Genomic DNA, 26,901 nt, shown 5'->3' on the forward strand with positions numbered 1-26,901 from the left:
CGTGCCCCTCTCCCCCGACGAAGCCGTCGCGGCCCTCACCGACCCGGCGGCGCCCTATCTCATCGGCGTACGGCACCACGCGCCCTCCCTGGCCGCGGCCGTGCCCGCGCTGCTGGACGCGGCCAAGCCGGACGTGCTGCTCGTCGAACTCCCCGACGAGATGCAGGAATGGCTGCCCTGGCTCGGTCATGAGGAGACGCGGGCCCCCGTCGCCCTCGCCGCCGCTCCCCGCGACGGGGGCGGCGGCCGGGGCCCTGCCTTCTACCCCTTCGCCGACTTCTCGCCCGAACTCGCCGCCGTGCGCTGGGCCGCGCGGCACGACGTGCCGGTCGTCGCTTGCGACCTGCCGCTCGCGGACCGGGCGTGGAGCGCCGAACGGCATGCCCCGGCGTGCCCGGACGACGGCACGGACGGGTCCTCGGCTCCGGAGCCGCCCGCCCCTTCCACCGTTCCGGCGTCCGCATCGCCTGCCGGCAGTCCCACCGCTCCGGCCCCTGCACAAGCGCCCGGCAGCCCCGCCCCCACACCAACCGCACAGACAGCCGCGGGCCCCACACCCTCACCGGCCACTGGCGAGACACCGGACGCTCCCGATCCCGTCGGCGTCCACGAGACGTCCGGCCGAGCCGGTCTCGCCACCGCGCTACGAGCCCGGCTCACGGGCCGTACCGGTGACGACCTGTGGGACCGCCTCGTCGAGGCCACCGCCCCGGGCTCGCCTCCCGAAGCGCTGCGGCGGGCCGCCCTCCTGACGGGCTGGGCGCTGCGCGAGGACGCGGCCGCCTCGGGAGGCGTGCCCGAGCTGGACCTGCGGCGCGAGGCGTGGATGCGCGCCCGGCTTGCCGCCGCCACCTCGAACGGCGAACGCGCCGCCGTGGTCGTCGGCGCCTTCCACGCCCCGGCGTTGACGTCACCCGGCACACCGGCGGAACCCCGGTCGCCCGCACCCGGCGGCCCGGACGCCGCCGGGGGCCCGGCATGGACGACGTCGTTCATCCCCTACACCTACGCGCTTCTCGACGAGCGGTCCGGTTACCCGGCGGGCATCCGGGACCCGGAATGGCAGCACCTGGTCCTGGGCGCGGCAGGCGACCCGGCCGCGCTGGAAGACGCCCTGACCCGTGCCGCCGTACAGATCTGCGCCCAACTACGCACTCTCGGCCACCCGTCGGGACCCGCCGACGCCCGCGAGATCTGCCGCCTCGCGGGAGACCTCGCCCGGCTGCGCGGACTCCCCGCGGCCGGCCGGGGCGAGCTGGTCGAAGCCGTGCAGACCGTACTCACACAGGGTGAGCCGTACGGGCGCGGCCGGGCCGTCGCGCAGGCGATGGAACGGGTGCTCGTGGGAACGCGCGGCGGCCGCCCCGCACCGGGGGCGCCCCGCAGCGGGCTCGCTCCGGCGGTGGAAGCGGAGCTGGCGGCGTTGGGGCTGCCCGGGCCGGACAGCCGCGGCGCCGACGCCACGCGGGATCTGCGCCTGGACCCGCTGCGTTCCGACCTGGACCGCCGCCGTGAGCTCCTGCTGCAGCGCCTGACCGTGTGCGGTGTTCCGTACGGAGACTCCAAAGAGGTTGTCGGCGCCGGCGGTTCCGAGGCTCTGACCTCTCGTTGGGAGGTGCGCTGGACGCCCGCCACGGCGGCCATGCTGACTGCGGCCGGTATCCGGGGAGTCACCCCCGCGCAGGCTGCCGAGGGGTTGCTGCGCGAGCGTCGGCGTGCGGAGCGGGACGAGGGCGGGCCCACGGCCGCGCAGACCCTGCACGGCCTTCGGCAGGCGGCGGAGTGCGGCCTGCCCGCCCTCACGGACGAACGCCTCGCCGACGTCCGCGACGTGCTGCCGCAGTCCGCCACGCTGCCGGAACTCCTCGCCGCTCTGGCCTTGTTGGACCGACTGCGGGCAGGTCATGTCGCAGGCCTCGGGGCCGACGAGGAACGTGACGCGGAACGTACGGACACGGTGGGCGCCGTCGCCGAGCTGCTGACCGCCGCCGCGGTGCGGCAGGTGGACGGTCTCATGGGTTCCGAGGACCGGGGCGACGCGCACGCGCTGCTCGAACTCGCCCATCGCGCGGACCTCTTGGGCGGGATACGCCTCGCCGACGCGCTCGCCCGGCTGGCCGCCGACGGCTCCCCGCTGATGCGCGGCGCCGCCGGAGCCGTACGCGTTCTCCTCGGTCAAGAGGACCCGCATGTTCTGGGCGATCGCATCGCCTCGTGGGTCGACTCGGCCGGCACCCCGGAAGCCCGGACCGCCCTCACCGACCGGCTCATCGGGGTACTGACCGCCGCGGGTCCGCTCCTCGAAGCGGCGGCTCCCGCCCTGGAGCCGCTGCTCAACCGCATCGTCGACATGCCCGACCGGCAGTTCCTCGATCGGCTCCCCGCGCTCCGGGGAGGCTTCGACACCCTCAGTCCGGCGGCACGCGACCGGCTCCTCGACACCGTCGAAGAGCGCCTCGCCACCACGCATCTCGCCGACACCGGCGGCGTCGACCCCGCCGCACTCGCCACCTGGACCCGCGCGGACCTCGCGGCCCGCGCCGCCCTGCGCACGCTCGGGCTACTGCCTCCGCCCAAGGGGGACACCCTCGTTCCGGCGTCCGAAAACCCCGAAGCAACCGAGCCGGCCGAACCGACCGAGCGAGTTGCTGAGCGCTCCCCCGAGGATCACGTCCTCGCGTCCGCCGACCGCTGGCGGCTCGTACTCGGCCGTCGTACGGATCAACTGCCGGGCTCGGCCTCGGCGTTCGCGACGGCGCTGGACGAGCTGTACGGCAGTGGACGCGGTGAGGGCAGCAGGGGCGACCTGACCGGACCTCGCCGACGTGGCGGGGGCGGCCGAGAGCCTTCGTACCCGGGAGTGCGCGAGTGGTCCGAGGAACTGGCCGCGTTGTTCGGCCCCGGCATCCGGGAAGAGGTGCTGGCGGCGGCCGCGGCATCGGGCCGCAAGGACGTGATCGCCGAGCTCAACCCGGACGTCGTGCGGCCCTCCGTCGACCTGCTGCGCGCCATGCTCCAGCACGCGGGAGGACTGCCCGAGGCACAACTGGCCGCCCTGCGCCCGCTGGTCCGCCGCCTGGTCGAGGCGCTGACCCGGGAACTGGCCACGCGTCTGCGTCCCGCGCTGCACGGAACGGTCCTGCCGCGCCCCAGCCGACGGCCGGGCGGCGGCCTCGATCTGCCCCGCACGCTGCGCGCCAACCTCGCGACCGCGCGCCGCGGTCCGGACGGCACCGTCCAGGTCATCCCGGAGCACCCCGTCTTCCGCTCGCGCGCCAAACGCGCCGCGGACTGGCGCCTGATCCTGGTCACCGACGTCTCGGGTTCCATGGAGGCGTCGACGGTCTGGGCCGCCCTAACGGCTTCCGTCCTGGCCGGAGTGCCGACCCTGTCCACGCATTTCCTGGCCTTCTCCACGGAGGTCATCGACCTCACCGACCATGTCGACGACCCGTTGTCCTTGCTGCTTGAGGTCAGCGTGGGCGGCGGCACCCACATAGCCGCGGGGCTGCGCCACGCCCGCGAACTCGTCACCGTGCCGTCCCGCACCCTCGTCGTGGTCATCAGCGACTTCGAGGAGGGCTACCCCCTCGGTGGTCTGCTCGCCGAAGTCCGCAGTCTCGTCGGGGCCGGCTGCCATGTACTCGGCTGCGCGAGCCTGGACGATTCCGGCCGCCCCCGGTACTCGACCGGCGTCGCCGGCCAGCTCGTCGCCGCGGGCATGCCCGTCGCCGCCCTCAGCCCACTCGAACTCGCCCGCTGGGTAGGGGAGAAAGTCTCTTGAGCCTCGACCTGCCTCCGGTCGCCCCGGCCGTCACCGCCGAACTCGTCCAAGGGCTCACGCCCCGCCTCCGCAAGAGGCTGGACGCCGGCGTCACCAAGCTGGCGGGGCGGCCGGCCGTCCGCGACGGCGACACCGTACGCATCGCCGTCGACGACGACACCCATCTCGAACTGCACGCCCCCGGCGGCACGGTAACCAGCGCGGACGCGATCCGCTGCGGTTGCCTGCTGGCACCGGACTGCCTCCACCGCGCGGCCGCGGCCTCGGGGGCACCGATCGCCGAACCCGAGCTCGAGTCCGAGCCTCAGCCACAGTCGACACCGGGCGCCGTGCCCGCATCGGTCGGCCAGGACGTGACCGGCTCCCCGCGCACACCGGCCGCCTCCGCGAACAAGGTGATCTCGACGGACACCCAGCCCGTGTCACCCACGGAGCCCGAGGCCCCCACCCCAGACCAGCGCACCGCCGCGCAAGCCATGTACGACGCCGCGGCCGCCGTACTCGAAGCCGGTACGGACGGGGCGGGAGCCGTGCTGCAGGCGGAGTTGCTGCGCGCCGCCCACACCGCGCGGATCAGCGGTCTGCCCCGGATCGCGGCCTCGGCGGTATCCGTGGTCACGCAACTGCGCGCCGCCCGCGGTGCCGAACCGGCGTACCGCCTCACCGAGTTGACCGCCGCCCTCCGCGACGTCTTAGGGACAGCCCATCGCCTTCCGGGCTCCACCGGCCCCGAACTCGCCGCCCTGCGCGGCACCGCACGGCAGCCGTACACCCCGGACGGGTCCCTGCGGCTGTACGGCCTCTTCTCCGAGCCGGTCCTCACGGCGACCGGATACGCGGGAGCGGTCACCTGGACGGCAGACGCCGAGGGCCGCCTCTACACGGTCTCGGACGTCGTCCCGGGAGGACCCGGCCGGGCGGTGGGTGCGGCCGACCGGGCCGTACGCATCGGGGACACGGCTCTCACCCACCGCGAACTGTCACGGGCCGGGCTCGCCGTTTCCGGTGCGACCGTCTCCCCGACGGGCCGACTGGGTGCGGGCGCGGGCGTACGGGCGGTGCGCGCGTCCGGCGCCGCCTGGCGCGAGGGTCCTCTCGCCGGCCTGTGGGAACTGCCCGTCGCCGATCAGGTGTCACGTGCCCTGACCGGCGGGGACGGCCTGCTGTTCCTCGACGTGACCCTCACCGGTACGGTCCGCGAGGCAGCCGGGGACTGTCTGCTCGCCGACTGCGACGGACTGACGCTCCGTCTCGCCGCCGCCCATGACCACCCCGCGCTGCCCTACCGCGACAACCTGCGTCTCCTCGCGGGCGCTACGGGCACCCGACTGCGTGTCGTCGCCCGTCTCGGCCCGTCTCCCCTGCCCCGGGCACTGCTCCTCGCCACGGACCATCCGCGTGATTCCGGGGCCCATCTCGACCTGGGTCTCGACCGCCTGCAGCACGCGGACCTGCCCGCCCCGGCGATGGCGCCCGCCGGACCCCGAGCCACCCCGGACGAGGCACCGCTGCATCTGCTGCGCCGCCGTGTCCACCAGGCGGCCTCGGCGGGCCGTCGCGTGCTCGCCTTTGCCGGAAACAGTGCCACCGACAGCCGGCGCCTGGACCGCTACGGTTTCGCCTGCGCCGGGGACCTCCTCGACGAACTCCATTCGGCCGCAGCGGACCGGTCCCGGGACGTCTTCGGCCGTCTCGTCCCCGCCGACATCAACCGGTTCGCCCACGCCTGGCTCGCGGCGGCCCACTACACCGAGGAGGTCGACCGATCGCTGTGCGCCGCGGCGTGGGGAGCGGATCCGGCGCTACCGCCTTCCCCTTGAACGAGTGGGGGCCTGCCCCTTGAACGAGTCGAAGGTTCCCTCAGAGCGTCAGGAACTCGGACAGGCCTTCCAGGAGCCGTTCGATGTCCTCCGCGTTGTTGTAGGGGGCCAGGCCGATCCGCAGGCCACCGGTGTCGCCGAGGCCGAGTCGACGGGAGGCCTCGATCGCGTAGAAGGACCCGGACGGCGCGTGGACGCCACGCTCCGCGAGGAACCGGTAGGCCTCCATCGACGCAGCCGACGCAACCGACGCAACCGCCGAGCGCCCCTCGAACGTGAGCAACAGAGTGGGAGTGCGGTCGACCGCCCTGGAGTGGACCAGGACACCCTGGAGCGAGGACAAGCCCTTGTCGAGCTGCGTGCGCAGGGCCTGTTCATGCGCTTCAAGCGCCGCGAATGCCGAAGCAAGGCGCTGTCGTCTTGTCCCTGTGGCATCCGTGTCGAGGCCGGCGAGAAATTCGACCGCCGCTTCCGTGCCCGCGAGGAACTCGTAGGGCAGTGTGCCCAGTTCGAAGCGCTCCGGGACCGCGTCGGTGGAGGGCAGGAGCTTGTCCGGCCGCAACGTTTCCAGCAACTCCGGCCGGGCGGCGAGGACTCCGTGGTGGGGGCCGAGGAACTTGTACGGGGAACAGACGAAGAAGTCCGCACCGAGCCGCTCCAGGTCGACCAGCGTGTGGGCGGTGTAGTGGACGCCGTCGACGTACGTCAACGCTCCGGCATCGCGCGCCAGGCCCGAGATCTCGGCGATCGGGGGACGTGTTCCGATCAGGTTGGAGGCGGCGGTCACGGCGACCAGCCGGGTGCGCGGGGACAGAACGGCACGGACGTCGTCGGCGGTCAGTTCCCCGGTGGCGGGATCGAAGTCGGCCCAGCGCACGGTGGCACCGGCCTGGTCGGCCGCCTGAATCCAGGGGCGGATGTTGGCGTCATGGTCGAGACGGGTGACGACCACCTCGTCCCCGGGCGACCACGTCTTGGCGAGAGCGCGGGAGAAGTCGTAGGTGAGCTGGGTGGCGCTGCGGCCGAAGACGATCCCTGTCGGTTGTGCTCCCAACAGGTCGGCCAGCGCCTGACGGGCCTTGGTGACGATGCTCTCGGCGTTCCGCTCCCCCGGTGTCCCGTGCCCCCGGTTCGACAGGGGCTGCGCCAACGCCTCGGCGATGGCCCGGATCACGGGCTGCGGAGTCTGAGTGCCACCAGGACCGTCGAAGTGCGCGGTTCCGGCGCTCAGCGCCGGGAACTGGGAGCGGAGGGCGGCGATGTCGTACGTCACGAGAGCTCCTGTGGGTGCCGTGCCGGGGCAGTTCCTGGACGAGAGTACGCACCTCGTCCAGGACTGCCCTCACGGAGATCTCGCCCAGGACTGGCTCATGGGTCCAGCACCTTCCGGCTTCGTCCGCCGAGAACTACTGAGCTGTGGGCAGATGCCGAGCAAAGGCGTCGACGACCCGGGCAGCCAGTTCTCCACCCAACGGCAGTTGGAGGTCGGCTCCACCGACCCGCACTCGCAGGAACTGGCCGTCCGCGCGGATCTGCTCGATCCTCGCCCGGGGAATACAGTGAGTGTCCACTCCGTGGCGGGCACCGGCCCCATCGGCGTGCACAGGGTCGGCGAGGACGACAAGTTCGCGGGACGTGAGCACGACGGCGGCGTACGCGGCTTCGGCCCACCGGGGCACGGGCAGGGCACCCGCGACCGCAACGACCGTATCGCCGTCGTCCAGGCACGCCGCACCTGAGGAGAGCAGGCGTCGCCATTTGTACGGCAGCCCGGCGTTCGGCTCGGGAGCGGCGGGCAGCTCCAGTTCGGTGCCGGCGACACGGCGACGCAGTGCCAGCAGCAAAGGGCGCAGTTCGTGGTCGGCGACGGCGTTGTAGTGGATGTTCAGCCGCGCGTCGGTGGCAAGGATCGTCAGCCGGGCGTACAGCAGGATGTGCGCGGTCTCGATCGCGGCCACCTGCTCCGGACGGAGGACCACTCGCACACCGGGGAGTGCGGGAGCACCGACCCACATCGCCACGCCGCCGGGTCCGAACCCGAGCACACTGGCAGGCGTCAGAATCTGCCGGCGGCCGCCTCCGCGGCCGGGCCGGACCTGGGCAGGAACGACGAACAGGTCCTCGACCCCTCTGATCCCAACGGCCCGGCGAAGTGCAGCGAGCGCATCGCCCGGCACGTCCTCGACTCGGCGCGGACGATAAGGGAACCCGCGGATCCCGGTGAGTACCTGGACGCGCGCGGCCTGCTCGTCGACCTCCTCCTCCCACGGCTCTAGCAGATCGAGCATCGGACGTACGGCGGGACGCCGCCGCTGGAAGGAGCGCCGTGTCAGGGCGAGACCGGCCAGGCCCGCCGTCCGCCACCCAGGTCCTCTCGACACGGCGCACCTCCCGGGTGAGTTCCCGTCCCAAAATCGATTGCTTTTCGATCGAAATCAATCGATAATCGATGTATGCACCGTCTCTTCATAGCCGCGCTCCGCGCCGGCATCGCCGCCGCGATCCTGGTCGGTCTCTTCGGCCAGATCGTAGTCATTCCGACGACGGCGGCGGACGAGGTCGACCGTTTCCCTCCCTACGCCCCGTTCGCCACGCCGTATGTGACGGTGGCGATCGTCGGGGTTGTCTGTGTCCAGGTCGCCCTCGTCGCGGTGTGGATGCTGCTCGCCATGGTCCGACGCGGCGCGATCTTCTCGCCGCTGGCCTTCCGGTGGGTCGACATCGTCATCGGATCCTCCGTCGTGGCGACGCTGCTGGCGATGGGGGTCGCCGGACATCTCTTCGTGGCCGACATCCCGTCTCCCGACGACGGCATGGATGAACTCAGCGCCCTGGGCGCCGCGATCACGAGCGTGGGCGTGGGAGCGGCGTTCGCGATGCTCACCGTCATCATGCGAGGCCTCTTGCGCAAGGCGACGGATCTGCAGACCGAGATCGCCGCGGTCGTCTGATGGCGATCATCGTCGACCTCGACGTCCAGCTGGCCAGACACCGCCTGTCGGTGGGCGAGTTCGCCGCCGCCGTCGGCATCACGCCCGCCAACATCGCCGTACTGAAGAACGGCCGCGCGAAGGCGGTGCGGTTCACGACCCTCGACGCGATCTGCCGCACCCTCGACTGCCAGCCCGGCGACGTACTGCGCTGGGTTCCCGACGACGACACGAACGACGGCGAGAACGACAACGAGAACGGCGACTGAGGAAGTCCCGGACCGGATTCGCCGTCCGTACCGTCCGTACCGTCCCGCGCGAACCTTATGCGTTCCTCATGCGTTGTCCTCAAAGGCCGCCACGGGTAGCGGCCCAACCCAGAGGAGGCGAGGTATCGCATGGCACAGCAGACCCGTGCGTCCTCCACCTCCAACAGCCGGAACCCCACACCCATCACCGGCGCCCTTCTGGCGGCGCTCTTCACACTCCTCGGCGTACTCGGCCTCCAGGGCATCCCCGCCGCGGCCTCGACCGCAGCGCCAACGCCGGTCGCAGCCGCCGTACACCAGAGCCTGGCACCGGCCGCGGGGATCCCCCCGGCCACGAGTGTCGCCACCACGGCCGACGCCCGTAGCAACGCCGAGGACACCTGCACCACCACCTGCGGCCCACAGCCCCGCGTAAGCAGGGCCACGCCGGGCGAGTGGCACACCTTGTCTCCGGGCGGGGTGTCCGTCCCGCCCACACTGGTGCTTCCGCTTCCGGAGCCCGGGCCGCAACTGCCGCTCACGCAGGGCACCTTCACGCCTCCACAGCACAACGAGCGTCACAGCGGGCGCGGCCCGCCACCTTCCAACAGCATCTGACGTCACCCAGTCGATCCTCACCGCACCCTTCTCACGGCTGCGGTATGCCTGTTGGAGGCACCCTTGACGCGCGCCATCCGCGTGCGGGCGTTCTTCGCCCTTGCCGTTCTCGCCCTGTCGCTCTACATCACCCTGACCGTGCCGGTCCGCCTCGGACTCGATCTGCGCGGCGGCACTCAGATCGTCCTGGAAACCCGTGATTCGCCCACCGCCAAGGCCAACTCGGAGGCCACCGACCGCACTTTGGAGGTACTGCGCCACCGCATCGACGCGCTCGGTGTCGCCGAACCCACCATCGCCCGTTCCGGAGACAACCGGATCATCGTCGAGCTGCCCGGCATCCAGGACCCGCGTGAGGCCGCCGACGTTCTGGGCCGTACCGCCCAACTCGCCTTCCATCCCGTCCTCGGTACCGCGGACACCGGCGAATCCTCACAACAGCCGACGCCCGAGCAGTCGGCGGAACGCGTCCTCTCCGACGAATCCGGGCAGCCCGTACGCCTGGGTCCGTCGGCGCTCACCGGCGCGGACGTCGACAGCGCCGAGGCGCGCATCGACCCGCAGAGCGGGGCCGGCTGGTACGTCGGCATCGACTTCAAGGGAGCGGGCGGCGATGCCTGGGCCCGCCTGACGGGCGAGGCGGCGTGCCGTCCCGCCGGCGATCCCGCCCGCCGCGTCGCCATCGTCCTGGACGACAAGGTCATCTCCTCGCCCCAGGTCAACTCCTCCGTCGCCTGCCGTACGGGCATCGCCGGCGGATCCACCCAGATCACCGGCTCCTTCAGCCGGGACGAGGCCCGTGAACTGGGCCTGCTCATCAACGGCGGAGCCCTGCCGGTGCCGGTCGAGACCGTCGAACAGCGCACCGTCGGCCCGACCCTGGGCGCCACCGCCATCGAGGCCAGCGCCCGGGCGGCCATCATCGGCACCGCGCTGACCTCGCTGTTCATCATCGCCGTCTACCGGCTCCTCGGCGCCCTGGCCGCCATGGCCCTGGCCTGCTACGGAGTCATCTCCTACGCGGCTCTGGCCGCGCTCGGCGCCACCCTCACCCTCCCGGGGCTCGCCGGGTTCGTCCTGGCCATCGGCATGGCCGTCGACGCCAATGTGCTCGTCTTCGAACGGACCCGCGAGGAGTACGCGGCCCGCCAGAGCAAGGGCCTGCGAGCCGCCCTCACCGCCGGGTTCCGCAACGCGTTCAGCGCCATCGCCGACTCGAACATCACCACCCTCATCGCCGCGGGTCTGCTCTTCTTCCTCGCGTCCGGACCCGTCCGCGGCTTCGGTGTCACCCTGGGCATCGGCGTCCTCGCCTCCATGCTCAGCGCCCTGGTCATCACGCGTGTACTCGCCGAATACGCGGTCGCCCGTCGATCCGTACGACGCCGTCCCCGTCTCACGGGCATCGCGGACACCGGAAGGGTCCGCGACTGGCTGGTCCGCCGCGATCCCGACCTGATGCGCCGTCGGCGCACCTGGCTGGCCGCGTCCGGCGTCGCCCTCGTCCTGGCCACCTCGGGCATCGCGCTCCGAGGGCTGAACTTCGGCGTCGAGTTCACCGGCGGACGGCTCATGGAGTACGCCACCTCCGCCCCGGTCGACGCCGACCGCGCCCGGGACGCGCTGGCCGACGCGGGTCTGCCCCGCGCGGTCGTCCAGTCCTCCGGCGACGACGACCTCTCCGTACGGACGGATCAGCTGTCCAACGCCGAGGCGGTGAAGGTGGACAAGGCGATCGGTGACCTCGCGGGCGGTGCCGAGAAGATCCGCGACGAGCTGATCGGCCCGAGCCTCGGGGACGAACTGCGCCGAGGGGCTCTCATCGCCCTCGCCTCGGCCCTGGCCGCCCAGTTGCTCTACCTCGCGGTGCGCTTCCGCTGGACCTTCGGCACATCCGCGGTCGCCGCGATGGCGCACGACGCCCTGATCCTCGTCGGTGTCTTCGCCTGGCTCGGCAAACCGATCGACGGAGTGTTCCTCGCGGCCCTGCTGACCGTGATCGGATACTCCGTCAACGACTCCGTGGTCGTCTTCGACAGGATCAGGGAACTGTCGGCAGGCGACCGGAAGACCCCGTTCTCGCGCCTCGCCAACACCGCGATCCTGCAAACCCTCCCCCGCACGGTGAACACGGGCATGGGAGCCGTGTTCATCCTCTCCGCCCTCACCCTGCTGGGCGGAGACTCCCTGACCGACTTCGCCCTCGCCCTGCTCATCGGCATCGTCGTGGGCACGTACTCCTCGATGTTCACCGCCGCACCCCTGGCCATCGAACTCCAGGCCCGCAGCACCCCACCGCCGCCCACCGCCACACCCCGTTCGGCCCCACGCGGCGCGGCAATGATCTAGGGAGACAGCACAGTGGAACTCCGCCTCTGACCTGGCCATACGAAGTCGATCGAGCATGGCGCGACATCTCCGGATCAGTCACCTCTCACCGGGCGGTCCGGCTGATATCGTCCTGGCCCACCGAACAGCCAGGGGGCTCCCCCTGCGACGGCGGGACGAAGGAGTGCTGCGCCATGCGAGTTCTCTTGGTCGGAGCGGGAGGCGTCGGGACCGCGATCACGAGGATCGCGGCCCGGCGTTCTTTCTACGAGCACATGGTCGTCGCCGACTACGACCCGGCGCGGGCGGAGTCGGCCGTCGCGGCGCTCGGGGAGGACGAGCACAGGTTCACAGCGGTGCGGCTCGACGCCTCGGACACGGCCGGTGTGCGGGCCGCCCTCGCCGAGCACCACTGTGACGTCCTGCTCAACGCCACCGACCCCCGTTTCGTGCTGCCACTGTTCGACGCGGCACTCACCCATGGCGCCCACTACCTGGACATGGCGATGTCCCTGTCCCGGCCGCACCCGACCCGCCCCTACGAGGAGTGCGGCGTGAAACTGGGCGACGAGCAGTTCGCGCGGTCCGCCGAGTGGGAGGCGGCGGACCGGCTCGCGCTGGTCGGCATGGGTGTGGAGCCGGGCATGTCGGACGTCTTCGCCCGCTACGCCGCCGACGTCCTCTTCGACGAGATCGAGGAGATCGGCATCCGCGACGGCGCCAACCTGGTCGTGGACGGCTACGACTTCGCCCCTTCCTTCAGTATCTGGACGACCATCGAGGAATGCCTCAACCCACCGGTCGTCTACGAAGCGGAACGCGGCTGGTTCACCACGCCGCCCTTCAGCGAGCCTGAGGTCTTCGACTTCCCGGAGGGCATCGGGCCGGTGGAGTGCGTCAACGTCGAGCACGAGGAAGTGCTGCTGGTCCCCCGGTGGTTGAAGGCCCGGCGGGTCACCTTCAAGTACGGTCTCGGCGACGAGTTCATCGGCGTCCTCCAGACCCTGCACAAGCTGGGCCTGGACCGCACCGACCCGGTCACCGTGAACGGCGGCACCGGCACCGGAACGGGCAAGGTCACGGTCTCCCCGCGGGACGTGGTCGCCGCCTGTCTGCCCGACCCGGCCGGCCTCGGGGACCGTATGCACGGCAAGACGTGCGCGGGTACGTGGGTCAAGGGCACCAAGGACGGCCGGCCCCGGGAGGTCTACCTCTACCACGTGGTCGACAACCAGTGGTCGATGCGGGAGTACGGCTCCCAGGCCGTGGTCTGGCAGACCGCGATCAACCCTGTGGCCGCTCTCGAACTCATCGCGTCGGGAGCCTGGCAAGGCAGCGGAGTGCTCGGCCCCGAGGCACTGCCGCCCCGGCCGTTCCTCGACCTGCTGACGGAGTACGGCTCACCGTGGGGCATGCGCGAGGACACGTAGGCGGACGTCTACCCAGGTGACATGCATATCCAAGAGGCCCTCAATAGCGTAAAAAGTTCCACAACGCCCTGTTGTATGGATTCACGCACAACCGGAGCGAGGGAACATGGCCAACGACACTGCGGACGCACCCCCACCTGTCGGGTTGAAGGCCAACGCGATCGGCTTCGTCGACGCGCTCGTCATCGGTCTCAACTCCACCTCCCCGGCGTACTCGCTGGCGGCGGTCATCGGTCCGATCGTGGCGCTGGTGGGCATCTACGCCCCGGGCGTGATGGTCGCGTCGTTCGTGCCGATGCTGTTGATCGCGTCGGCGTTCTACTACCTCAACAAGGTCGACCAGGACTGCGGTACGACCTTCTCGTGGGTCACCCGGGCCATGGGGCCGTGGGCCGGCTGGCTCGGCGGCTGGGCCATCGCGATGACAGGCGTTCTGGTCGTCGGATCGCTGGCGGACGTCGCTGTGAGCTTCGCGCTGCTCGCGTTCGGCCTCGACAGCTGGGCCGACAACGACTTCGTACGCCAGTTGCTCGCGGTGCTGCTCATCCTCGTGATGACGGCCGTGTGCGTCGTCGGCACCGAGGTGTCGGCCAAGGTGCAGAACGTCCTCATCCTGGCGCAGGTAGCCTGTCTGCTCGCCTTCGTCGTGGTGGCGCTCTACCGGGTCTACGCGGGCACCAGTTCCTTCGACTCCATCGACCCCGCCTTCAAGTGGCTGGACCCCTTCGGGGCCGGCGGCGCCTCGCTGACCGGAGCCCTGCTGCTGGGAGTGTTCATCTACTGGGGCTGGGAGTCGGCGGTCAATCTCACCGAGGAGGTCGAGAACTCCGCCACCGCTCCCGGCAAGGCGGGCATCTGGTCGACGGTCGTGCTGCTGGTGACCTATCTGTCGGTCGGCTTCGCGGTCGTGGCCTACGCCGGCACGACCTTCCTCGCCGAGAACGCCGACGAGGAGGAGTTCGTCTTCGCCCTGCTCGCCACCGAGGTGATGGGCGGCTGGGACTGGGTCGTACTGCTGGCGGTGTCGACGTCCGCGCTGGCGTCGACACAGACGACGATCATCCCGGCATCACGCACGGCGCTGTCCATGGCACGCCGTCACGCGCTGCCCGAGCACTTCGCACACATCCACCCGCGGTTCCGTACGCCCGACGTCAGCACGTGGTGGGTCGCAGGTATCGCCATCGCGTGGTACCTCATCGTCAACCAGATCAGCACCAACGCCCTCTTCGACTCGCTCACCGCGCTGTCGTTGCTGATCGCGTTCTACTACGCGCTCACAGGTGTCGCCTGTGCGGTCTACTACCGCCGCCATCTGACCGAGAGCGTGCGCTACTTCGTACTCATCGGTCTGGGCCCGCTGGTCGGCGCCGGGCTGCTGGCCTGGCTGCTGGTGGAATCGGTCTCCGACATGGCCGACCCCGAGAACTCCTACAGCGGTGTCTCGTGGTTCGGTCTCGGTCCCCCGCTGGTCATCGGCATCGGGATCGCCCTCATCGGTGTGGTGCTCATGGTCGTACGGCGGCTGATGTCGCCGGTCTTCTGGTCGGAACGCCCTGGTGTGGCCGACGCCGATCTCGTCCACGGCAAGGAGTCCTGAGATGTCGGTTGTCCTCGGATACGACGAGTCGCCGGGCGCGACACGCGCACTGCGCGTCGCGATCGAGGTGTCCACCGCGTTCGACGAGCCGCTCGTGCTGGTCTACGGCGCCGCGGCTCCGGGAACCGTGGGCGAGGAGTACGGGGCTCACCGCGAAGCGGTCCGCGAGGCCGGACGCGTCGCACTCGACCACGCCGTCAGGGTGGCCGACGAGGCCGACGTACGGACAACGGTCGAAATCATCGACCAGAAGCCGGCCCAGGCGCTGCTCGACGCCGCGTCACGCCACGGGGCGAGGTTCATCGTGGTGGGCAGCTGGGGAGAGAGCCCGATGCGCGGGGCGCTGCTGGGCTCGACTCCCCACAAGCTGCTGCACCTGTCGAGGGTCCCTGTCCTGTGCGTGCCGACCGAGGAATGACTCACCCGGCCATCAGGTGGTGGGTCAGGTTGCGGGTCAGGTCGTGGGTCAGGTTGCGGGTTCGCCCAACAGAGCATCAATCTGACCCATGGCTGCGGTCATGCCTTCGGCCATGCCCATGGACACCAGCTGTTCCATCGCCTCGGCGGTGGGGAACGTGCTCTCGACAGTCATCAGGGTGGCTGCCTCGCCGTCCGCCGTGAGCCGCACGCGGACGGTCATGGTCGGCATGTCCGGGTTGGGCTTGCCGGAGTCGTCGGCGAACCCGTCCTCGAACTCCAGCCGATGCGGGCTGTCGACGGCCACGACGCGCCACCACCCATGGTGCTTGTCACCTTCCGGACCGGTCATGAAGTACGTGACCGCTCCGCCGGGGCTCAGGTCATGGTCGACGACTGTCGCGGGATAGGTCGGCGGCCCCCACCACCGCTCCAACTGCCGAGGATCCTCCCAGACCTGCCACACCCGGTCCGGCAACGCGTCGAACCGCGCGGTGATCGTCAACGCGAGGGCTTCAGGATTCTTCTGAACGTCGATCACGGTCATGAGAGTGCTCCTTGCCGTCTCGGGGGTGAAGGGCGGGCTCCGAATCAGGCTCAGAATCGGCAAGGATCGTGCCGATCCGGTCAATCCGTCCACGCCACACATCTGCCAGCTGGTCGAGCAGTCGATGGGCCTCACGCAGGGAGTCCGCGTTGCCGCGGACTCGCTGCTCCCGGCCCTGCCGCTCCTTGGTGACCAGCCCGGCCTGTTCCAGGACCGCCACATGCTTCTGCACGGCCGCGAAACTCATCGGAAACCGCCGCGCGAGGTCCGAGACCGAGTACTCACCGGCCAGGGTGAGAGCCACGATCTCGCGCCGCGTCGCATCGGCCAAGGCACCAAAGATGCGATCAGCTCGCTCGGCAGACTCCAGATGTACAACCATCAGGTTGTACGTTAGCCGCTACCACCGGGCCTAGCAAGTTGGGCTTCGGGACCGATCTCACTGCACTTTGACCACTCGCCGCTGGCCGCTGGCCGGTAGCTGTACGCCAGGCCCGGAGGCCAGCAACCCGGCACCTGGTCCGGCCCCGATGTCCAGACGATCAGAGGTGGTCAGCATCGAAGAGGGGATCGAGCGGATGGCCCTCATATCCGACGACAAGACAGGCCTCGGCCACTGGCCCCCGGGAGAGTTCCACGAGCCGGGCAAGGGCCGTCGTCTCTGATGGCAATTCGGCGGGGTCGATACCGAGCGCCCGGGCCGCAAGGTCGCGTCGCCGGTCGAGGTCGGGCAGGTCACCCCGATACACGTCGGCTACCGTCTGGAGTTCTTCGGCCGTCCGACCGGGAGCGTCCCGCCACCACGGTGCCACGAGACACAGCCGCACCAACTCCGGCAGTCCAACCGCGATCGGACCAGCCTGACCGTCGAAGCTCACGTACACCACCGGACGCTCCTCGCCGCCCTCGCCGACGAAGCAGAACGCGTCCCCCGAGCCGGCATGCGCGAACTGCTCCAGCCGGGTTCCGGAGGCGAGCTGGATCCCTTCCTCCAGCTCGTGGGAGGCCGGGTCGGTCGCGTCGAGGTCTGCCACGCCGGCAAAGAACGCGACGGCCGCTTCGTCGGTCCCCAGGAGGGACAGCAATGCCCCTGGCGCATCGAGGCGGCGGGCAGGTCCACCCGACTCGGCCGGTGCGTTCGATCCGTTCACCCGGCCACAGTATCCCGGCCCTCGACAGCGGCCGGGACAAGCCGTCAGGACGGTCGGCGGCGTCGAGCCCGCGTGAGCCAGGTCAAGGTTCGTTGAGACGAACACCCATGTCGTCAAAGTTCGGTGGGACCTGTCCAACTCCGATGAGACGAGACACCGACCCTCGTCAAGCAGCTGACACGGGCGCAGCATTGGGGGACTTGACTGCGGTGTCCCCGTCCCTGACGGGCAACACTGGAGACGTGCTGATCGTGGATGCCGTACTGGAGACTTACGTGGCCGCCGACTTCGCTCTGTGGCCCCTTGCCGACTCGCCTCCGGATCGGCTCCTGGCCCTGTCTGGCGAGTTGTCTTCGCGCGAACTCGGCACTGCCATGGCGGTCTTGACGAACTACAACAAGGGGCAGCGCCGGCGCCGGGCGGGCGCGCCGGAGGACAGTCTGGAGCAGGTCGGGCGTCTGTTGGCGACCGAGTGCGTCGTTGCTCCCGGTGGCCTGCGGGTCCGGGACACGGCCACCGGGGTCACAGTGGCGCCCGGGTGCTGTTTCGGTCTCGAGAACTGGCGGGACTGGCTTGATCTGATGGACGGCGGCGAGCCGTGGCTCGGCCACGATCCCGCGCCGCGCGTCGAGCATGCCGGGTCGGTCGAGACGGTCCGTCTCAGGCCGCCGGGGTGTCCAGCGGGCGGAGCTCGTCCGCGTATGAGACGGAGATGCGGCGCATCAGGCCGTCCTCGGTGATGTCGTACTGGCCGAGGCGCCACAGCGGTGGTGAGTAGGCGTGGATCGAGACGGCGTCGTCGGTGGCGCCGGTGAGCCGGTGGATGTGTTCGGGGCCGAAGCAGAAGGACTCGCCGGTGGCGACGGTGACGGACAGGTGGCTGCCGCCGATGCGCGGGTTGGACTCGTGGAGCGCGCCCTGGACGATGCCGACGGCGCCGGAGGAGATGTCGTGGTCGTGCCAGCCGGTGTCGTTCTGCCGGGTCCAGCAGAGCAGCCAGACGTCGACGTACTCGTCCCGGTACAAGGACGCGAAGTGCCGCTGCTCGTCGGAGAAGGCGACCTGTTCGCGCCAGAGGTCGGGGCGGGTGGCGAGGTCGTCGACGAGGGCTTGGAGTTCGCGCTTGTCGAGGGTGCGGTCGGGCAGGGACTCGTACGTCATGAGGGGCTCCCTTCGGGTCGGGTCCGCCACGGGGACACGGCTCGGTCGCGGCCGTACAGGAGGCGGGCGGGGTTGGTGGTGCGCAGGGCGTGGACGGCGGCGGCCGCGCCGAGGTCGGGGATGACGGGCGGTGCGTACGGGCGGTCGCTGCCGCCGACGACCACGTCGATGCCGACGGCACGAACGACCGCGTCCACGGCGCGAGTTCCGTAGGAGGAGGTCTCGTAGAACGCGTCGAAGTCGACCTGGCCCCGCCCGCCGCCGCGGATCGCGAGCCGTTCGCCGTGGAGTGGGGCGAGGCCCGCTAGGGCGGCGAAGCAGACGCGCAGGCGGGGGTGGCGGGCGCGGCCGAAGGCGCGGAAGGCGAACCAGGACGCGTGCATCTGGTGCACGTACGGGACCAGGGCGGGCCACCAAGGAGGGGCGTCGGGGGTGGGCCGGACGGCGCCCGGGTGGATGAAGAGGGGTTTGCCGTGGCGGGTGAGGACGTCGAGGAACGGGGCGCACCTGGTCCAGCCGGCCGCGTCGAGGAGGGCCGTGGCGGGTAGTTGGAGGCCCGCGCAGCCACGCCTGAGTTCGCGTTCGACGGCCTCGGGGTCAGGTGCCGACAGGCAGGGAGAGGCCCAGACGCCGAAGGGGGCCGGGAGCGCGAGGGCTCCGCCGTGGAACGCCGCCAGCAGTGGGTCGGCCTCGGCGGGCGGCAGGTACTCGATGCCGAGGGGGCTGGACAGGGACACCAGGGCGAGGCCCAGACCGTCGGTGGCGGCAAGACGCGTACGGGCCGTGATGTCGTGGTCGGCCGGGTCGACCTCGTAGGGCGGTTCGCCGTCCGCGTGCAGGGTCCAGCCGTCGAGGTACGGCGGTGTGGTGCGGGAGCGCAGCAACTTGATGAAGCCGGTTGGCCAGATGTGCTGGTGGACGTCGGTGGGCACTCGGCGGTCCTCGGGCTGGCAAGGATGTCGGCAAGGGTGAGATGGGGGCGGTCAAACCCAGGTTAAGCGTTTCACTTATACGGTTAACTTAAGCGATTAACAAGCGGACCTGTCAAGCATGCGTCGGCGGCGACGACGGCCTCGCGCCCAGGATCGGCGCTCGACCGCGGACGGGGCCACGGCGGCGCCCGGCGGGCCGCGTGCCCACAATGCGGACGCCTCCCGGTAGGCTTCCGGGCATGGCCAGGCCCAGCAAGCGCACCACCCTCCGGGAGGTGGCCGAGGCCACGGGCCTCTCCACCGCCGCCGTCTCCTACGCCCTGCGCGGCAAACACGTCTCCAAGGAGACCGAGGAGCGGGTGCGCCAGGCCGCGGCCGAACTCGGCTACGAGGCCGATCCCATCGCCCGCGCACTGGTCAGCGGCCGCACCAGCATGGTCGGCGTCCTCGCGGGCGACCTCCAGGACCTCTGGCAGCAGCAACTGATGGCGGCGATCGGCCGGGAACTGCTGGCCGGCGACCGCTACGCGCTGATCCTCGACGCGGGTGGCGACCCCGACCGTGAACTGGCCCTCGCCAAGCAGCTGCGCGACCAGCGGGTCGACGCGCTGCTGGTGTCGCCCGTGAACCCGTCCGCGAAGGGCTGGGCCACGATCGCCGACTCACTGCCGGTGGTGGCCGTCGGCGACTCGCTGAGCCGGGCCCGCACGGCCGGCCAGGTCATCTTCGACAACCGGGCCGGCATCGACGCCGTGTTGGAGTATCTGCACGGCCTCGGCCATCGCCGGGTGACCGTGCTGACCCCGACCCGCCCGAGCACCCCGGACCGGCCCGCCGACGTCTACGTCCGCGAGGCGGCCGACCGGCTCGGACTCCAGGCCGAACTGGTCCCCTGCCCGCAGGAGTTGGGCGAAGCGACAGCGGTGGCGCGCGGCGTCCTCGACGGGACCCGCCCCGCGACGGCCGTGTTCTGCTTCTCGGACTCACTGGCGTACGGGGTGTACGCGGCCGCGGCGGACGCCTCGCTGGAGGTGGGCCGGGACGTCTCCGTGGTCGGCTTCGACAACCACCCGGTGTCGCGCGTGCTCACGCCACCGCTGACCACCGTGGACTGGGGGCTGACCCAGATCGCGGCGGAGGCGGCCCGGCTGACGGTCGCGGCGATCGAGGGCAAGCGCGTACGGAAGAAGCGGGTGCTGTGTGCACCACAGATGAGCGAGCGCGGGTCTGCCGTGCGGGTGTGAGACCTGAGCCCTCGGCGGTCCAGCGGACCCTGGCGGGTCCAGGGAGCCTTGACCGTCCAGTGGGCCTCGGCGGTCCAGCGGGCCTCGGCGGTCCAGTGGAACAGGGACCGACACCGCGGCTCCGCTGCTCGATCGCCCAGGTCAGCTCGGCGATCGTCTCGGTCGAGGCCACCTGAAGGTCGTGGGCGGATCACCTCCGGGCGAACGGGGCCCTTAACGGCCGCGGCGACGGCTAGCGCCTTGTCCCGCGCCCTCACTGGACTCGGCCGGCAACCAGAAGCCGCGTGTCCCGATCCGCGGCGCTTGCCTCCTCCCCCGCCCTCACCGATCCGCGACGCTTAGCCTCGTCTCCGCCCTCACCCTGCTCCGCAGCCCTCACCGGTCCGCGTCCCGTCGGCGAAGGCCGTCGAGGATGACGTTCATCAGAGGCCGTGCCATCGACTCCCATTCATCCCGGTTCAGTCGGCCGAGGTAGGCGATGAGCAGGAGGACCCCGTGGGCGTCCACATCCGTACGGATGGCGCCGGCCGCTTTCCCGGCGTCCAGCAGGTGACCGAGGGCGCCTTCGATGGGGTTATGGCTGTGGGCGACGAGGTCCTGCCACGCGGCCGGCTCCAGCGCGGCCAGGACGCCGTGCTTGATCTCGGCGTAGTCGATCACTCGGTCGAGCCAGTGACGCAGGGCCTCCACGGGCTCGTGGTCCGCCAGTAGAGCAGAGGAGGCGGCCACGAGTTCCTCGACGTCGCGCCGGTAGACCTCGGCGAGGAGCGCCTCACGGCTGGGGAAGTTCCGGTAGAGCGTCCCCTGCCCTACACCGGCGCGCTTGGCGATCTCGTTGAGGTGGACGTGGCTGGACTCGGCAAGGGCCGCACGGGCGGCCTCCACAATGCGGGTCCGGTTCCGCTCCGCGTCCGGACGGCGTGCAGGCGTACTCATGGGCCTCTCCTGATGTTCCGCCTCCGACAAGTGGACACGTGTCCGGTAGGCTGAATGACACACCGGACACGTGTCCACTTTACTTGGAGGCAGTAGTGCTAACTCTTGACGGCAAGATCGTCGCCATCACCGGAGCGAGTGGCGGCATCGGCGAGGCCACGGCCCGGCTGCTCGCCGAGCGCGGCGCCGCGGTCGTACTCTCGGCGCGCCGCAGCGACCGCATCGACGCCATCGCGCAGGACATCAGGGAGCAGGGCGGCCGCGCCGCCACGTGCGTCGTCGACGTCACCAAGGCCGAGGACTTGCGGCGCCTGGTCTCCACCGCCATCGACCAGTACGGCCGTATCGACGTCCTGGTGAACAACGCCGGCATCGCCCCGATCAGCCCGCTCGCCGACCTCGACACCGAAGGCTGGTCGGCCATGATCGATGTCAACCTTCGCGGCACTCTCAACGGCATCGCCGCCGCGCTGCCCGCCTTCCGCGAGCAGGGGTCGGGCCACTTGGTGAGCATCGTCTCCGTGGCCGGCCTCTCCGTGTCCCCCTCGATGGCGGTCTACGCCGCCACGAAGAACGCGGTGCGCACCGTCCACGAGGGGCTGCGCAAGGAGTCCACTGACGGGGTGGTGCGCACGACAGCCATCTCGCCTGGATACATCCGTACCGATCTCGCCGAGTCCATGGCGGACCCGCACGTCCGTGAGCAGACGCGCAAGCACATGGACGCGATGGGCATCCCTCCGGCGGCGGTCGCCCGCGCGGTGGCCTTCGCCATCGAGCAGCCCGCCGACGTCGAGATCGGCGAAATCAACGTTCGCCCCACCGTCCAGGCGTGACACTCACGGCCACCGGTCGGCTGAGACGGCCTCCTGCGGCTTGCACCCCACGCTGACGTGATGGCGTGATGGCTTTCGCGGACAAGGCGTATCAGGGCGCCGGCGGTTTCGTGTGTATCCCGTTCAAGTGGTGCCGCTACCGGCCGAAGCTGTGGCGCGAGGCAATCCTCGCTCTCCACCACGTCGGAGACCCGACCCACCAAGGATGAGAAACGCTCCGCCGCGCCGGCCGACCCCAGTGATGAGTTTTCGCATCCCCACCCGTCACACCTACGACGGGACACGGCGAGGCGGAAGGATGACGTGATGAGTGCGGACACGCGGTTGGAGGAGCTGGGCGTGAGCGGTCTGAGCGGGAGCGGGCTGGGCGAGGTCGACGAGGCGGCGTTCTCGGGGCTGGCGGAGCGGCACCGGCGGGAGCTGCATGTGCACTGCTACCGGATGCTCGGGTCGTTCGAGGACGCCGAGGACACCGTGCAGGAGACGTTCCTGCGTGCCTGGCGGCGGCGGGAGACCTTCGAGGGGCGGTCGACGTTCCGGGCCTGGCTGTACGGGATCGCCACCAACGCCTGCCTGGACCTGCTCGCCAAGCGCCGACCGGAGGCCGCTACCGGCGGTGAGGTGCTGTGGCTGCAGCCCTACCCGGACCGGCTGCTCGACGAGCTCCCTGCGGGCGACGCGGACGAGCCAGAGACTGTCGCCGTCGCGCGGGAGACGATCGAGCTGGCGTACCTGGTCGCGGTCCAGCACCTCGCGCCGCGCCCGCGGGCCGTGCTGATCCTGCGGGACGTGCTCGGTTGGCCGGCGAAGGAGGTCGCGGCGCTCCTCGGGGACTCCGTCAACTCCGTGAACAGTGCGCTGCAGCGGGCCCGCGCCGGCATGCGGGAGCACCTGCCCGCCGAGCGGCAGGACTGGACCGGCGGCGAACAGGACGCCGGGACGCGCGAGCTGGTGCGCCGCTATACCGACGCCAGCGTGGCCACGGACGTCCCGGCGCTCGCCGCGATGCTGAGGGACGACGTCCGCTGCTCGATGCCGCCCACGCCGGGCCTGTACGTCGGCCGCGACACGGTGGTGAACTACATGATCGAGAGCGGCTTCGAGGGCATGAAGGGCCTGCGCGCCATCCCCACCTCTGTGAACCGGCAGCCTGCCCTCGCCTTCTACCACTGGCGGAAGCAGGAGGGCGCGTACCTGCCTCTGACGATCGACGTCCTGCGCGTCACCGGCGGCGCGATCACCGAGATCATCACGTTCCACGACGACCGGTTCCCGCGGCTCGGGCTGCCGGAGCGCCTGCCGGCGGACGGCACGGAGTAGTACCGGTGCGGACGCTCACGCTGCGCGGTGGCGCGCGTGTCGCGGTGGTCGAGGCGGAGTGGTACGACGCGTTCGGCGTCGTCACCCGCGGGCGGGTGCAACTGGAGCTGCGCGACGGCGAGCCCGGGCCGGTCCTCGGACGCGACGCCGGGTTCTGGCTCCGCGGTACCGGCGTCCGCGCCCTGCGCAACCCCGGCCGTCGCACGGCCACGGTGCGCATCGTCACCCCCGGGCCAGGACCGTCACATGCCGGTCGACACCCCGTACGCCAGTAGCCGAATGCTGGAGGAACGACATGAACAACATGAACGACACGAACGGTTTGAACGGTTTGAACGGTTTGGATGACACCGGGGTCGTCGCAGGCCCGGCATCGGGCCGGAGCAGCCACATCCACCGGCTCCGCGGACTCGTCGGCACCGGCTTCCTTGCCACGCTCGCGGCGATGGCGGCCACCACCCTCGCCGCGGCACTTGCCCAGGCCATCGGCGTCGACTTCGAGATCCCCGATGGTGGCGAGACCATCCCGCTGTCAGGGTTCGCCGTGGTGACCGGCTTCTTCTCGGTCGTGGGCACTGCCATTGCCGTCGCCCTTCTTCGTTGGAGCGCTCGCCCCGCCACGCGATTCGTGTGGACGGCAGTGTCGCTGACCGCGATCTCGCTGGTCCCACCCCTGCTCTCCGGGGCGAACACAGCCACCACCACCGCCCTCCTCGGGCTGCACCTCATCCCTGCGGCGGTGATGATCCCCGCCCTGACCCGGAGCCTGCGCACCCGGACCGATTGACGATCCCGCAAGGGGACAATGCGCGGCGCAAGGGCGTGCAAGGCGGGAGGCGTGGGGAGGGGTCCCGAAACCGCCCAGCAGGCCCGCATCGCCCGGACGTTGGAGGATCGTGTGACCGAAACGACGAAGCAGGCAGCATCCGAGGACGCCGAGAGCAGGCGGACCGATCCGCTCGTGCAGGTGTCCCTGCAGCAGTTGCGGAGGCGTACCAGCATGAAGTGGCGCGCCCATCCCGAGGACGTACTGCCTCTGTGGGTGGCGGAGATGGACGTTCCGCTGGCTCCCTGCGTCGTCGACGCGCTGCACAGGGCCATCGGCCTCGGCGACACCGGCTACGCCCACGGAACCGCCTACGCCGAGGCCTTGGCCGCCTTCGCCGCCGACCGCTGGCAGTGGGGCGGCCTTCGCGTCGGGAACACTGCCGTCGTGCCCGACGTCATGATGGGCATCGTCGAGGTTCTGCGCCTCATCACCGACCCCGGTGACGCCGTCGTCATGTGCTCGCCCGTCTACCCGCCGTTCTACGCCTTCGTCGGCCACGACGCCCGCGAGGTGATCGAGGCTCCCCTCGGCCCCGACCTGCGTATCGACCTCGGCGCCCTTGAGGACGCGTTCGTACGGGCACGGCGGCACGGCCGATGTCCGGCCTTTCTGCTGTGCAACCCGCACAATCCGACCGGTGTCGTCCACACCCGCCAGGAACTCGAGGCCATCGCGGCGCTCGCGCGTCGGCACGGCGTCCGCGTGGTGTCCGACGAGATCCACGCCCCGCTCGTACTGCCGGGCGCCACGTTCACTCCGTTCCTCAGCGTGTCCGGGTCCGAGAACGGCTTCGCCCTGATGTCCGCCTCCAAGGCCTGGAACCTCGCCGGGCTCAAAGCCGCCCTGGCCATCGCGGGCGAGGAGGCCGCAGCCGACCTTCGCCGGATGCCGGAGGAAGTCGGTCACGGACCCAGCCACCTGGGGATCCTCGCCCATACGGCCGCGCTCCAGGAAGGCGGGGACTGGCTCGACGAACTGCTGGGTGGGCTCGACGCGAACCGAACCCTGCTGGGGCAGCTGGTCGAGGAACACCTCCCCGGCATCCGGTATCTGCCGCCCCAGGGCACCTACTTGGCCTGGCTGGACTGCACACGGCTGGGACTGCACGACGAACACCGGGCCAACGGGCCGGGCGTCGTGGGCGACCTCGCCGGACCGGCGAAGATGTTCCTCGACGAAGCCCGCGTCGCCCTCAGCTCCGGCCACGTCTTCGGCACCGGCGGCGCCGGATGCGTACGCCTCAACTTCGCCGCGTCACCGGCCACTCTGCGCCAGGCGCTGGACAGAATGGGACGCGCGGTACGGGACCTGAGGTGAGGCCGTCACGCGCGCCCCCTGCGTCAACGGCCGGAGCGGATAAGGCTCGTGAGATAGCGCCACAGTGATGAACGCTGTCGGGCGGACGGGTCCGGCAGCGCCGCCTCGGCCGGTTCCGTTGCCGGGTCGCGCGCCGGCGGCTGATCGGGCACCGAGGCGAGTTCGTACCGTACGGGCAGCGAGCGCAGGCCCCGCATGAAGGGCGAGGAGCGCCACGGGAGTTGGTCGACGGGGAGGGCGAGGTCGAGGTGGGAGAACCGCTCGAAGAGGCGACTCACGCCGACCGCCGCGACCGTGGACGCGAGTTCGCGCGCCGGGCACTGGCGGCGGCCCGCGCCCCAGGACAGGTGCGCCCGGGTGCTGACGGTGGTGCTCTTCGCCGCGCTGTCGGCGAAGAGCGGGTCGGCGTGCGCCGCCGCGGAGGAGACCCAGACCGGATCGCCCGCGCGGATCGTGTAGTTGCCGAGCGGGGTGTCCCTGGCGGCGAAGCGCGGCACGAAGTTCACCAGCGGCGGCTTGCGCATGACGACCCGGTTCATGGTCTCCCTGACCATCCCTGCGGACAGGCTGGCACGCGCGCCGCCGTCTCCGGAGAGGACTTCGACCACCGTGTTGGAGATGAGGATGCCGACGTGGTCGGACGTCATGCCAAGGAGCATGAACAGCTCGCGGGCCAATTCGTCGAGCGAGAGGTCCGGGTGTGCGGCGAGCAGGTGCGAGGGGAAGTCGTCCCCCGGCGTCTTCAGCTTCATCGCCGCCAGGTCCGCCAGCGTCGCCAACAGGCGCTCCAGGGCGGGCTCGGCGTCCGGACCGGCGTCCAGGACCCGCCACATGTCCATCAGCGCGTCGTCGCCCTGTGAACCGGGGAAGCCGAGCAGGTGACTTGCCACCATCAGCGGCAGGGGGCGGGAGAACTGGGCGGACAGGTCCGCGAGACCCGTTCCGCCGGCCTGGCCCACCAGGGTGATCAGCTCGTCGGCGTAGGCGGTGACGGCCGTCTTGAGCTTCTTGGCCTGGGGGTGGCGCGGGTCCTGGAACGGCCTGAGAGCCGTGTCCCACGCCGTACGCAACTGCGGGTATCCGGGACCGCCCTGGATCAGGATGTGGTTGACCTCAAGGGACGGTCCGAGGGGCCAGTCGGACGGTACTCGGCCCTCCGAGCGGGCCCGCCAGTTCTCCAGGCCCTTCGGCCATCCGTCGTCGTCCTGGAGTACATCGAGCGCTTCCCGGTAGCCGAGGACCAACCAGGCGGGTACGCCCAGGAGATCGACCGGTGCTACCGGGCCGTGGCGCTGCCTCAGCCGTTCGTACACCAGTGAGGGGCGTGTCTCGTAGTCCCTGGTGAGCAGCGGTTCGGGAGTCATCGCCTCCAGCGGTGTCTCGTCCACGTCCACGGATCCGCCGTCGCCCAACTGGGATTCCATCGCCCTGCCGCCCTTCCGCACTCCCCGTA

The 26,901-nt window shown here is 70.8% G+C and carries 24 protein-coding genes; 15 read left to right on the plus strand and 9 right to left on the minus strand.

The genetic code is table 11. The features are described from left to right. Position 1: 1 nt before the first annotated feature. Positions 2–3,784: a DUF5682 family protein gene (locus tag ACFWXQ_RS00245; RefSeq protein ID WP_386267179.1), complete on the plus strand. Its 3,783-nt coding sequence runs from the start codon at positions 2–4 to the stop codon at positions 3,782–3,784. Further along, a complete protein-coding gene (locus ACFWXQ_RS00250) occupies positions 3,781–5,604 on the plus strand; it encodes a hypothetical protein (protein WP_383954815.1) in 1,824 nt (607 codons plus the stop codon). Before ACFWXQ_RS00245 ends, ACFWXQ_RS00250 begins: the two co-directional genes overlap by 4 nt. Before the next feature lie 40 nt (positions 5,605–5,644). Here the strand turns inward: ACFWXQ_RS00250 and ACFWXQ_RS00255 are convergent, their stop codons facing one another. Together ACFWXQ_RS00255 and ACFWXQ_RS00260 are read right to left on the minus strand one after the other, a co-directional pair. Continuing rightward, the gene (locus ACFWXQ_RS00255; RefSeq protein ID WP_383954817.1) at positions 5,645–6,877 is read right to left on the minus strand and encodes a cysteine desulfurase-like protein; all 1,233 of its coding nucleotides are present in this window, start codon (positions 6,875–6,877) and stop codon (positions 5,645–5,647) included. Positions 6,878–7,010: 133 nt separating this feature from the next. Further along, on the minus strand, positions 7,011–7,985 hold the full coding sequence (locus tag ACFWXQ_RS00260; RefSeq protein ID WP_383954819.1) for a hypothetical protein: 975 nt from the start codon (positions 7,983–7,985) through the stop codon (positions 7,011–7,013). A gap of 72 nt (positions 7,986–8,057) precedes the next feature. On the opposite strand from ACFWXQ_RS00260, the gene ACFWXQ_RS00265 reads away from it, so the two are divergent. The 7 genes from ACFWXQ_RS00265 to ACFWXQ_RS00295 all read left to right on the plus strand — a co-directional run bounded on the left by ACFWXQ_RS00265 (position 8,058) and on the right by ACFWXQ_RS00295 (position 15,176). Then, a complete protein-coding gene (locus ACFWXQ_RS00265; RefSeq protein ID WP_383954821.1) occupies positions 8,058–8,555 on the plus strand; it encodes a DUF2975 domain-containing protein in 498 nt (165 codons plus the stop codon). After that, entirely contained in the window at positions 8,555–8,803 is a 249-nt protein-coding gene (locus ACFWXQ_RS00270) for a helix-turn-helix domain-containing protein (RefSeq protein WP_383954823.1), read from the plus strand. The genes ACFWXQ_RS00265 and ACFWXQ_RS00270 overlap by 1 nt, the downstream gene beginning before the upstream one ends. Positions 8,804–8,932: 129 nt before the next feature. Beyond that, positions 8,933–9,400: a hypothetical protein gene (locus tag ACFWXQ_RS00275; RefSeq protein WP_383954825.1), complete on the plus strand. Its 468-nt coding sequence runs from the start codon at positions 8,933–8,935 to the stop codon at positions 9,398–9,400. A 63-nt stretch (positions 9,401–9,463) separates the two neighbouring features. Continuing rightward, positions 9,464–11,749, plus strand: coding sequence for a protein translocase subunit SecD (secD, locus tag ACFWXQ_RS00280; RefSeq protein ID WP_386267182.1), 2,286 nt, complete (start codon positions 9,464–9,466; stop codon positions 11,747–11,749). Positions 11,750–11,922: 173 nt separating this feature from the next. Further along, positions 11,923–13,158 (plus strand): saccharopine dehydrogenase family protein, encoded by a 1,236-nt coding sequence (locus tag ACFWXQ_RS00285; protein WP_383945891.1) that lies wholly within the window; start codon positions 11,923–11,925, stop codon positions 13,156–13,158. A gap of 106 nt (positions 13,159–13,264) precedes the next feature. Continuing rightward, positions 13,265–14,758, plus strand: coding sequence for an APC family permease (locus ACFWXQ_RS00290; protein ID WP_383945894.1), 1,494 nt, complete (start codon positions 13,265–13,267; stop codon positions 14,756–14,758). A gap of 1 nt (position 14,759) precedes the next feature. Then, positions 14,760–15,176, plus strand: coding sequence for a universal stress protein (locus ACFWXQ_RS00295; protein WP_383945896.1), 417 nt, complete (start codon positions 14,760–14,762; stop codon positions 15,174–15,176). Between the two features lie 48 nt (positions 15,177–15,224). Here the strand turns inward: ACFWXQ_RS00295 and ACFWXQ_RS00300 are convergent, their stop codons facing one another. From ACFWXQ_RS00300 to ACFWXQ_RS00320, 5 genes are all read right to left on the minus strand, one after another. After that, positions 15,225–15,722: an SRPBCC domain-containing protein gene (locus ACFWXQ_RS00300; protein WP_383945899.1), complete on the minus strand. Its 498-nt coding sequence runs from the start codon at positions 15,720–15,722 to the stop codon at positions 15,225–15,227. Next, positions 15,691–16,104, minus strand: coding sequence for an ArsR/SmtB family transcription factor (locus ACFWXQ_RS00305; protein WP_383945902.1), 414 nt, complete (start codon positions 16,102–16,104; stop codon positions 15,691–15,693). The genes ACFWXQ_RS00300 and ACFWXQ_RS00305 overlap by 32 nt, the downstream gene beginning before the upstream one ends. A 160-nt stretch (positions 16,105–16,264) precedes the next feature. Further along, positions 16,265–16,873: a hypothetical protein gene (locus ACFWXQ_RS00310; protein WP_383945905.1), complete on the minus strand. Its 609-nt coding sequence runs from the start codon at positions 16,871–16,873 to the stop codon at positions 16,265–16,267. Positions 16,874–17,533: 660 nt separating this feature from the next. Then, positions 17,534–18,034 carry a cysteine dioxygenase gene (locus tag ACFWXQ_RS00315; protein ID WP_383945907.1) on the minus strand — a complete coding sequence of 167 codons (501 nt, stop codon included), beginning with the start codon at positions 18,032–18,034 and terminating at the stop codon, positions 17,534–17,536. Then, on the minus strand, positions 18,031–18,966 hold the full coding sequence (locus ACFWXQ_RS00320; protein WP_383945910.1) for an amidohydrolase: 936 nt from the start codon (positions 18,964–18,966) through the stop codon (positions 18,031–18,033). Before ACFWXQ_RS00320 ends, ACFWXQ_RS00315 begins: the two co-directional genes overlap by 4 nt. 239 nt (positions 18,967–19,205) lie before the next feature. Here ACFWXQ_RS00320 and ACFWXQ_RS00325 point away from each other — a divergent pair, with 239 nt between their 5' ends. Then, entirely contained in the window at positions 19,206–20,210 is a 1,005-nt protein-coding gene (locus tag ACFWXQ_RS00325) for a LacI family DNA-binding transcriptional regulator (RefSeq protein WP_383945913.1), read from the plus strand. Positions 20,211–20,585: 375 nt separating this feature from the next. Here the strand turns inward: ACFWXQ_RS00325 and ACFWXQ_RS00330 are convergent, their stop codons facing one another. Continuing rightward, positions 20,586–21,146 carry a TetR/AcrR family transcriptional regulator gene (locus tag ACFWXQ_RS00330; RefSeq protein WP_383945916.1) on the minus strand — a complete coding sequence of 187 codons (561 nt, stop codon included), beginning with the start codon at positions 21,144–21,146 and terminating at the stop codon, positions 20,586–20,588. 95 nt (positions 21,147–21,241) lie between these two features. On the opposite strand from ACFWXQ_RS00330, the gene ACFWXQ_RS00335 reads away from it, so the two are divergent. From ACFWXQ_RS00335 to ACFWXQ_RS00355, 5 genes are all read left to right on the plus strand, one after another. Continuing rightward, positions 21,242–21,982, plus strand: coding sequence for an SDR family oxidoreductase (locus ACFWXQ_RS00335; RefSeq protein ID WP_383945919.1), 741 nt, complete (start codon positions 21,242–21,244; stop codon positions 21,980–21,982). 306 nt (positions 21,983–22,288) lie between these two features. Next, complete coding sequence (locus tag ACFWXQ_RS00340) at positions 22,289–23,302, plus strand: RNA polymerase subunit sigma-70 (protein WP_383945922.1); 1,014 nt, start codon at positions 22,289–22,291, stop codon at positions 23,300–23,302. Positions 23,303–23,307: 5 nt separating this feature from the next. After that, on the plus strand, positions 23,308–23,577 hold the full coding sequence (locus ACFWXQ_RS00345; protein ID WP_383945925.1) for a hypothetical protein: 270 nt from the start codon (positions 23,308–23,310) through the stop codon (positions 23,575–23,577). A gap of 20 nt (positions 23,578–23,597) precedes the next feature. Next, complete coding sequence (locus tag ACFWXQ_RS00350; protein WP_386267187.1) at positions 23,598–24,089, plus strand: DUF6069 family protein; 492 nt, start codon at positions 23,598–23,600, stop codon at positions 24,087–24,089. 111 nt (positions 24,090–24,200) lie between these two features. Beyond that, positions 24,201–25,448, plus strand: coding sequence for a MalY/PatB family protein (locus tag ACFWXQ_RS00355; RefSeq protein WP_383945930.1), 1,248 nt, complete (start codon positions 24,201–24,203; stop codon positions 25,446–25,448). A 23-nt stretch (positions 25,449–25,471) separates the two neighbouring features. Here ACFWXQ_RS00355 and ACFWXQ_RS00360 read toward each other — a convergent pair whose 3' ends face one another. After that, entirely contained in the window at positions 25,472–26,872 is a 1,401-nt protein-coding gene (locus ACFWXQ_RS00360; RefSeq protein WP_383945933.1) for a cytochrome P450, read from the minus strand. Positions 26,873–26,901: the final 29 nt, after the last annotated feature.

This window comes from Streptomyces sp. NPDC058697, assembly GCF_042715345.1.
Lineage (GTDB): Bacteria > Actinomycetota > Actinomycetes > Streptomycetales > Streptomycetaceae > Streptomyces > Streptomyces liliifuscus.